Origin of the sequence: Staphylococcus sp. MB377, assembly GCF_001922505.1 — a bacterium.
GTDB classification, from domain to species: Bacteria; Bacillota; Bacilli; order Staphylococcales; family Staphylococcaceae; genus Staphylococcus; species Staphylococcus haemolyticus.
In genome coordinates, this window is the sequence record NZ_MAON01000040.1 from 1 (window position 1) to 1,514 (window position 1,514).

Here is a 1,514-nt window from a genome sequence, read left to right on the forward strand (position 1 = left end):
TGAAGAGACAGAAAAATTTTCTATCTATAAAGATGATAGCATGTTTTTTTTAGAAGGGATATATAGATTGAAAAATATAGATTTTTTAAAAATGGAAGGAATTCCATAAACGTCATGGAATACTGTCAATATGAGGTGTTGTGACGTTATGACGGACGAAATTGTTTATTCTGCTAGTGAAGTATACAAACGACTAGGAATATCCGATAGCACCCTTAGAAAGTACATGGAAGTATTGCAACGCGAAGGATTCGCTGTAAAGAAAGATAATCGTGGCAGACGCCAGTACACAGACAATGACATTATGGTGATTGAGAAATTAATTGAACTGAGTAAGCATGACGGTATGACGCTAGAAAAGGCAGCGAAGATGATTGCGCAGCAAATAGAGAAAGTTAATCCGGATCTGATTCAAGAAAATTCTGAGGAAACGGACTTAGTGCCATTCCACATTAAACAGCAATTACAGGAACAGTACAGCGTTATGGCGCAAGAAATGAATCAAAGTATGTTAGCGATGGAGAAGCGATTGAGTGAGCAGGCGAAGCAAAGTAACGAGGAAATCAAAGCGAGTGTAGAAGCGCATATTGAACGAGTGGAAAAACGATTGGAAGCTCGGGATGAGACACTGATGAAGACACTACGTGAGATGCAGGAGACGAAGAGAATGATGCAGGAATTTAGGGATGAGGTTGCTGCAGCGAAAGAGAAGAAAAAACCGTGGTGGCGGTTCTGGTGAGGATAAGAAGAGGAACGTATAAAAATAGAGTTGTAGAAAAAGAAAGAGTGGATTCCTTATCAGAATAGGGTTCCACTTTTTTCTTGTTACTGATAATGAGACACTATATCTAACTTACATAAATATCCTATTTGTACAAATCAATCCTTGCTGATGATACAATTAAAGTCATGGAGGGGTATTATGGGAATTTATTATGTACCACTGTTTCTTATATTCGGCACTGCAATATTCTTTTTTTTCTTGTCTAGTTCATCAAAAATTAAGGCTAAAAACCTATCATTGATAATGGTCTGTTTAGGGATAAATCTACTTACAAGTCCAGTGGCTTTAATTATAGGTGGGGTAGCTGATTATGCAGGTGTCGTGGCTAATTATGGAGCTTATGTTGCGGGTGATTCGGCAACAGCTCCTCCTCTAGTTAGTCGTGTGCTTTATTTTTCAGGAGGATTTCTCTTCATTCAGGGAATACCACTCCTCATACTAATTGTCGCTTTGTGGAAGTTTGCAAGAGTAAAGAAAACAAATCGAGTATAGAAGTACATAATGAAAGAGTGGATTCCTTTTTAGAGGAGGGATCCGTTTTTTTCTTGCTATCAATAATATTACATAACGTTAAATTTATCCGAATACTCTATTCATCCGAATTTATACAAAATCGAACTTGCTAATGTTAAAATTTGGATAAAAGGAGGAATATTATGGGATATCTAAATCAGCTTTATGTAATACTGTATTTTATAAGCGGCATTGCAGTATTCTCATCCCCCCCTGC

The 1,514-nt window shown here is 37.2% G+C and carries 2 protein-coding genes; both read left to right on the top strand.

Translation table 11 applies throughout. From position 1 onward, the window contains the following. Positions 1–148: 148 nt before the first annotated feature. Positions 149–739, top strand: a complete 591-nt coding sequence (locus BB045_RS08540) for a DUF3967 domain-containing protein (RefSeq protein WP_075140677.1) — start codon at positions 149–151, stop codon at positions 737–739. A 183-nt stretch (positions 740–922) separates the two neighbouring features. Then, positions 923–1,276, top strand: a complete 354-nt coding sequence (locus tag BB045_RS08545) for a hypothetical protein (RefSeq protein ID WP_070179593.1) — start codon at positions 923–925, stop codon at positions 1,274–1,276. Positions 1,277–1,514 lie beyond the last annotated feature (238 nt).